The sequence below is a fragment of the Sulfitobacter sp. HI0129 genome, assembly GCF_001635395.1.
Lineage (GTDB): Bacteria > Pseudomonadota > Alphaproteobacteria > Rhodobacterales > Rhodobacteraceae > Sulfitobacter.
This window is the reverse complement of the sequence record NZ_LWGH01000787.1, coordinates 1-7,140: the sequence shown is the minus strand read 5'-3', so window position 1 is coordinate 7,140 and position 7,140 is coordinate 1. Positions and strand designations below refer to the sequence as shown.

Genomic DNA, 7,140 nt, shown 5'->3' with positions numbered 1-7,140 from the left:
CGGAACGCCGCATGGCCGATCACGCTCGGCTCAACGCGCTGCTGGGGCTTGCCGAGGCTCTAGCGTGCCGTCGACAGACCCTGCTGGGCTATTTCGGTGAAACGATCACGGGCTGCGGCAATTGCGACCTCTGCGAAACGCCGGCAGAAGTCTTCGACGGCACCACCGCCGTGCGCAAGGCGCTGTCTGCGATCCTGCGCACCGATGAATGGTTCGGCGCGGGCCACCTGATTGACATCCTGCTGGGGCAGGAGACGGACAAGGTGCGTGCGCGGGGTCATGCAGACCTGCCAACCTTCGGGGTGGGTCGCGAATACGACAAGCGCCAGTGGCAGGCCGTGTTCCGCCAGATGATGGGCCGCGATCTGGTGCGCCCTGACCCCACAAGGCACGGGGCGCTGCGCATGACTGATGCGGCGCTGCCGATCCTGCGGGGGGAGGCCAGCATAGACCTGCGCCGCGATACGATCACCGCCGCGGCGAGCGAACGCCGCCCTGCGGTCAAGGCGCTGGTGTCGGACGAAGACGCGCCCCTGCTCAGCGCGCTGAAGGCGAAGCGCCGGGCACTGGCCGAAGCGGCGCGCGTTCCGGCCTATATCATCTTTACCGACCGCACCCTGATCGAGATGGCCCAGACCCGGCCCGGCGACCTCGACGCGATGGCGCGTATCGGCGGCGTCGGGGCCAAGAAGCTGGACAGCTACGGTTCGGCCTTCCTCGAAGTGATCAACGGGGAGGCTCGGGAAATGCATCCCACCCGCCGAAAGCTGGCAGGTCGCAACGCAGGGGAGCTTTATGACAGGCTGCTGCAGATTCAGGCGGATTTGTCCCGCGGCACGCAAGGCACCGACAAACCGTTAAGCTGCTCCGCCTCGCAACTGGCCAAGGTGGCACAGTTGCGCGATCCCGACGATACGACACTGGAACGGGTGCTGGGCGAGCGCCGCGCCGCCCGGTTCGGCCCCGCCTTTCTGGACGTTCTGCGGGGTGCGGGCTAGGTAGCCTGCGAAAGCAGAGGGAGAATGGCGATGCTGGTGGTGATTTCACCCGCGAAACGGCTGGACTGGAGCGAACGGTCGCAGAAGATGACGGAACCGGCCTTTGCCGCCGAAGCCGACAGCCTTGCACGAACCGCCCGCAACCTGCCCCTGCGCGACCTCAAGTCGCTGATGTCGCTGAGCGACGATCTGGCGCGGCTGAACCGTGACCGGTTCAAGGACTTCACGACAGAGCCGACAGCGGACGCCACCCGCCCCGCGATCCATGCCTTCGCGGGCGACACCTATCAGGGTCTCGAAGCGGCAACGCTGGGGGAGGACGCGATGGATTGGGCACAGGACCATCTGCGCATCCTGTCCGGTCTCTATGGGCTGCTGCGACCGCTCGATGCGATACAGGCCTACCGGTTGGAGATGGGCAGCCGTCTCAAGACCCGGCGCGGTGCCACGCTTTACGAATACTGGCGCGACGATATTGCAAAGGCGCTGAATGCCCAAGGCGAAGCTGTGGGTGCCAAGGTTCTGGTGAATTGCGCCAGTCAGGAATATTTCGGCGCCGTGCCGACCAAGGCGCTCAAGCTCGATGTGGTCACGCCGCGCTTCATGGAAGACAAGGACGACGGGAAGGGGCCGAAGATCGTCAGCTTCTTTGCCAAGAAGGCCCGGGGCGCAATGGCGCGTTTCATTGTCGAAAACCGGTTCTCCGACCCCGCCGATCTGCGCGCCTTCGAAGCGGGCGGCTATACTTGGCGCGAAGACCTGTCCACAGAGGCAGAACCGGTATTCGTGCGGCCCTATCCCGAAGGCTGACGCGGGGCCCCGGGCCATAGTGGGGCCATGCCGTCTTTCCACGCGGCGGTGATCTGACCGAGAAGTTGCGATTTACGCAGCGGTTTTGCCAGATAATGATCCGCACCCGCGGCGAGGATATCGGCATCGTCGCCATGCATGGCATGGGCGGTGAGCGCGACGATCGGCACATGCCCCCCTTCGCTCGCTTCGAAGTCCCTGATGCGCCGGGTGGCTTCGCGCCCGTCCATGCAGGGCATCGAGACATCCATGAAGATCAGGTCCGGCCGTTCCGCACGGAAGGCATCCAATGCTTCCTCGCCATTCGCGGCCATGGTGAGGGAAAGATCGAGGTGTTTGACCATCTCCCGCAGGACAAGCTGGTTCGTGCGGTTATCCTCCGCCGCGAGCACGCGCATCCGGCGGGGCCCTTGCGCCGACGCGCGCGGCCCGCGTTCCGAAGATTTGAGGGCGGTGGCGATTTCGGCGCAGAGGGTTCGGCGGGGCAGGGGTTTTTGCAAAAGGGCCTGCAACAGCCCTGCATCGGGGTCACGCTGGGCGCTTCCGGGGTTCGAGCTGAGCATTAGTATCGGGGCCTCGCACCCCGCACCCCTGAGAGCGCGGGCCAGGAGCAGGCCGTTCATCCGCGGCATCTCATGATCCGTCAGCACGATATCCACGCTGGTGTCCATGCGCCGCAAAGCTTCTGCGCCATCGCGGCAACTGGTCACGCGGGCACCGAACTGTTCGAGCTGCCGTGTCACGATCAGCCGGTTCACCTCCAGATCGTCGACCACCAGCACATGGCATTCACCGAGGGGCCGTTTCTCTGGCACGTGGGGGGCTTCGGCGGCGACGGGCAGATCGAGGGAGAAGCCGAAGCATGAACCTTCGCCTTCCTGTGAATCGACCCAGATTTCGCCGTTCATGAGGCCAATCAGCCGCCTGCAAATGGCAAGGCCAAGCCCTGTCCCGTCGAACTGACGATTGCAGGTGTTCTGAACCTGGCTGAATTCGTCGAAAACCTCACTCACCATCGCGGGTGAGATGCCGATGCCCGTATCCTCGATGGAGACGTGAAGGCCCGTGTGCCCCGCAACTGCAGAAGGGCGGCCCACTGCCCGGACAAGCACATGGCCCTGGGCCGTGAACTTTACCGCGTTCCCGATCAGGTTGGTGAGTACCTGCCGAATCCGACCGGCATCTCCATTCAGCTGTGCGGGCAGGCCGATATCGTAGTCGAGCAGAAGGGAGAGACCTTTTTCCCGTGCGGCCGGCTGCAACAGCAGGATAACCTCCCGCATGGCCTGTTCGAGGTCGAAGGGTTCGGGGTTCAGGTCCAGCTTTTCCGCTTCGATTTTCGAGTAGTCGAGCACGTCGTTGATGATGACGACCAGCGCTTCGCTGCTGTTCTTGATCGTTTCGACATAGAGTTGCTGTTCACCGGTAAGCACAGTGTCTGCCAGCAGGTCCGCCATACCGAGAACGCCATTCATCGGGGTTCGGATTTCATGGCTCATATTCGCCAGGAACACCGATTTCGCCCGGTTCGCGCGCTCGGCCAGGGCGCGGGCCTCCTTCAACTGGGCCTCGTATTCCACCGTCGCCGTGATATCGATGCCGAGCGACACGAGGTCTCCGCCCGGCCCGCGCCGGTCGATCATCTTGATGTGTTTGCCGTTCCACAGCTTGATCACCATGGGATGGGGCGCGGGTGATTGGCGCCGTTGCATCATCATGGCCCGCCAATCCGCCGGGAGCAGGCTGCCGGTATCGATAATTCCTTCCTCGGTCAGAACCTGAAGGATCGTCATGTAATTCACCCCGGGACCGATGAGTTCGAGCCCATCGAAAATGACGAGATAGGCCTTGTTCGCCATGATCATTTCGTCATCCGCGTTGAAAAAGGCGAAACCGTCGGCGATTGTCTGGATAGAATGCCACAGCCGCCGTTCCGTCAGGGCGATGCGCTGGTTCGCCGCGCTCAGATCGGATTTCACCCGCTGATTCTCATCGCGGATGGTTTCGACCTCCGCCCGGGTTTCCACGATCTCTTCCGAGAGTTGCCGTGCGTGTTGGCCCAGTTTGCGATTGGCCGCGAAAAGCTCCGCCTGTTTCAGTTCCAGAAGACGTTCCGCCTTCAGCCTGCCCCGGCGTTCCTCCGTCAATCGGCTGGCAAGGTTCATGCCGCTTTCCCTGCTTGAATCTTTCCCGGATCCATAGCTCGAAGATGCTGAACAGTTGTTTAATCGAAGACGAGGGGGGCAAATGTCCTCAGCGACGGCCTTCCCGCAGCCATGCGGCGATGATGAGACCGGCGCTCAGCAGCAGGACCAGCCACCCCGGCAGCAGCGGCGTCTGTGTCACATCGCGGGTTTCATAGGCCGCACGCGGGGTGAGGCCCAGCCAACCGCGCCCGGCTGCGGGCCGGCCCGGCCGGACGTTGCGCAACCGGGGCAGGCCATCTTCCACCCGGGCCGAGCCTCCTCGCTGCGCGTTGAGGATCGGCTCCATCGCGTCGGCGCTCGCGATGGTTTCGACGAATTCGCGCGGCGCCGCAGGACCAAGCCCGATCACGGCGGTCTGATCGCCGTTTTCCAAGCGGTAGAGGCCAATCTCCGGCCCTTGGAACGTCGCCGTGAAAAGGCCGGGATCGGTAGGTGACAGTTCCAGTTCGGTGGTCGACCCGTCCGGCCCGGTGATCGTGAGAGGGGGGACGCTGTCCTTCAACGTCCGCCGGACGATCTGCATGGTCTGGCCTTCTGCGGTGGCGGTAAGGGCCTCCTCTTCGAGTTCCGGCTCCTCCATCATCCAGTGGGCGAGCCTGCGCAGCAGTTCCAGTTGCGGGCCGCCGCCTTCGTAGCCCCGGCTCCACAGCCACGCGTGATCGGATGCAAGCAGCGCGACGCGCCCCTGCTCCACCCGGTCAAGGATGAGCAGCGGGCGATCATCCACCCCTTCGAGCAAGACGGCCCCAGCGGGGTTGGTCACGTCGATCTGGCGCAGCCAGCGGCCCCAGTCGCCGTTGTTGGGCAGCCCCGCAGTCACGGGGTGCCTTTCGCCGATATCCGAGACGCGGGGCAGATAGGGTTCGGCGAGCACCCGCGCGGTGGGGGTCGCGGGCAGCACATCGCCAAGGGGCGAACGGTAGAGACTGTCCGCGCTGGCGAAGTCCGGCCCCGCCGCGACCAGAACGGCCCCGCCCTGCCGAACATAATCCGCAACGTTCTGCAGGTAGAGGGCGGGCAGGATCCCGCGCCGCTTGTAGCGGTCAAAAATGATCAGGTCGAAATCCGCGATCTTGTCCATGAAGAGTTCGCGGGTCGGAAAGGCGATCAGCGACAGTTCGTCGACTGGCACGCCATCCTGCTTTTCAGGGGGGCGCAAAATGGTGAAATGCACCAGATCGACCGATGAGTCGGACTTCAGAAGGTTCCGCCACGTGCGCCCGCCGGGGTGCGGTTCGCCACTTACCAGCAGCACGCGCAGCCGATCCCGCACACCGTTCATCTGGATTAGCGCGGCGTTGTTTCGGTCGGTCAGTTCGCTTTCGACGCCCGGCGTAGTGAACTGGATGACGTTGCGCCCGCCGTGGGGCAGGGTGACGGGCAGTTCGATATCCTGTCCGATGGGGATGTCGAAGGATTGCGGCGGCTCTCCGTCCACTGAAATATCCAACTGGGCGAGGCCCGTGCCCTGTGGCGCGGCCCCCATGTCATCGATCCGCAGCGTGAGCGTCACCGGTTCGCCGATGATCGCGAATGCCGGTGCGTTGCGTACGCTCAGGCGCCGGTCCCAGTCATCTTCTTTTCCAGTCAGGATCAGATGCATCGGCGCGGGCAGGTCCAGCGCGAGATCGGTATCGTGGATACGCCCGTCGCTTACGGCCAGCAGCCCCGAAATGCGCGCCCGGGGCTCTTCGGCGAGCGCATCGGCCACCGAAGTCATCAACCGCGTGCCCGCGTCGTCCGGGCTGTCCGGAACGGTGATGCGCCGCAGTTCCGTGTTGGGCCGGGCCGCGATCTGCTCGGCTAGGGCGTCAGCGGCGCGCGAGGACTGCTCCTCCCGGTCACCGAGCCGCTGGCTGGCGCTCTTGTCCTCGAACAGCATCACGATATCGGTAAGCGGCGCGCGGTCCTCCACCTGAAAGGACGGCCCCATGAGGGCAGCCAGCACGATCAGCGCGGCCAACCCCCGCAATGCCCAGCCCTTGAGGCCGCGGAGCGCTGCCAAGACAGTAGCGGCAGCGGCGATACCGGCCAGTATGATGAGCAGCACCATCGGCAGAAGGGGATCGAAAACGATGCTATGCGTCATTGTCCCAACCTGTCCAGAAGCGCGGGCACATGCACCTGATCGGATTTGTAGTTGCCCGTGAGCACATGCATGATCAGATTGACACCGAAGCGCAGCGCAAGTTCCCGCTGACGGTCGCCAGAAAACCCGCGACCGATCGGCAGCAGGGGCGCACCGTTTTCAGACACCGCCCAGGCCGAGGCCCAATCATTGCCGCCGATCACGACGGGCGTCACCCCGTCATTCAGGTTACGGAAGGGCATCCCTTCGACCTTTTCGGCATCCGGCGGGGCCGCTTCGACCCAGATGTCGCGGCTGGCATGCCGCCCCGGAAAATCCTGTAGCAGATAGAAGGTTCGCGTCAGTACGTGATCCGTGGGCACCGGCTCCAGCGGTGGAATGTCGAGCGGTGCGGCCAGTTCCTGCAGCTTCCTGCCGTTGGCGCTGGCGGTGCCGAAACGCGCGATATCGGCATCGCGCGTGTCGAACAGGATCAACCCGCCGGAGCGCAAATAATCGTTCAGCTTTACATAGGCCGCGTCGGACGGGCGCGGCTGATCCGGCGTGATCGGCCAGTAGAGAATGGGGTAGAATGCCAGTTCGTCCGTTTCAAGATCTACCCCGGACGGCAGGGCAGGCTCTACCGAGGTGCGGAAGAACAACGTATCCGAAAGCCCCCGCAACCCCGCGGCGGCGACATCGTCGACCTCACGATTGCCGGTCAGCACATGGGCGAGCGAGACTTCCGCCGCCGCACTCAGCGCTTCGGTTTCGGCTTCTGTCTGGGCCCCGAGGTTCTCCGGTGCAAGGGTGAGCGACAGCACCAGCAACGCGCTGGCGACGGTTGTGCTGCTTGTCTTCAGCAGGCGGCCCGACAGGGCCAGCGATGCGGCAGCGTCGGCGGCCAGCAGCAGGATCGCCAGTCCCAGCAGCCAGCCGGCGATCGGTTGTTCGGGGGCTACGGACAGCCCGTGAACCGTAATGTCGGCAGGCCAGCCCGCCGGGGTAAGCTCCGTCTCCGGGCCGATGACATTGCGTGCGATCCGCCTGTCACCCG

The 7,140-nt window shown here is 64.4% G+C and carries 5 protein-coding genes; 2 read left to right on the top strand and 3 right to left on the bottom strand.

Annotated features, from left to right (window positions below; translation table 11 throughout):
• Window positions 1-998: RQC domain-containing protein (locus A3764_RS19105; RefSeq protein ID WP_201722471.1), on the top strand; the 998-nt coding region annotated here is incomplete at its 5' end.
• A gap of 30 nt (window positions 999-1,028) precedes the next feature.
• Window positions 1,029-1,808: a peroxide stress protein YaaA gene (yaaA, locus tag A3764_RS19100; protein ID WP_067926679.1), complete on the top strand. Its 780-nt coding sequence runs from the start codon at window positions 1,029-1,031 to the stop codon at window positions 1,806-1,808.
• Here the strand turns inward: yaaA and A3764_RS19095 are convergent.
• The 3 genes from A3764_RS19095 to A3764_RS19085 all read right to left on the bottom strand — a co-directional run.
• Window positions 1,793-3,973 carry a response regulator gene (locus tag A3764_RS19095; RefSeq protein ID WP_067926584.1) on the bottom strand — a complete coding sequence of 727 codons (2,181 nt, stop codon included), beginning with the start codon at window positions 3,971-3,973 and terminating at the stop codon, window positions 1,793-1,795. The two genes, yaaA and A3764_RS19095, sit on opposite strands and share 16 nt — an antisense overlap.
• Before the next feature lie 88 nt (window positions 3,974-4,061).
• The gene (locus tag A3764_RS19090; RefSeq protein ID WP_067926587.1) at window positions 4,062-6,104 is read right to left on the bottom strand and encodes a hypothetical protein; all 2,043 of its coding nucleotides are present in this window, start codon (window positions 6,102-6,104) and stop codon (window positions 4,062-4,064) included.
• Window positions 6,101-7,140: DUF4159 domain-containing protein (locus A3764_RS19085; RefSeq protein WP_150122304.1), on the bottom strand; the 1,040-nt coding region annotated here is incomplete at its 5' end. The genes A3764_RS19085 and A3764_RS19090, both read right to left, overlap by 4 nt.

Bases quoted from the DNA above. Each gene is read 5' to 3' on its own strand.
- yaaA (WP_067926679.1), top strand. From the start codon at position 1,029: ATGCTGGTGGTGATTTCACCCGCGAAACGGCTGGACTGGAGCGAACGG.
- A3764_RS19095 (WP_067926584.1), bottom strand. From the start codon at position 3,973: ATGAACCTTGCCAGCCGATTGACGGAGGAACGCCGGGGCAGGCTGAAG.
- A3764_RS19090 (WP_067926587.1), bottom strand. From the start codon at position 6,104: ATGACGCATAGCATCGTTTTCGATCCCCTTCTGCCGATGGTGCTGCTC.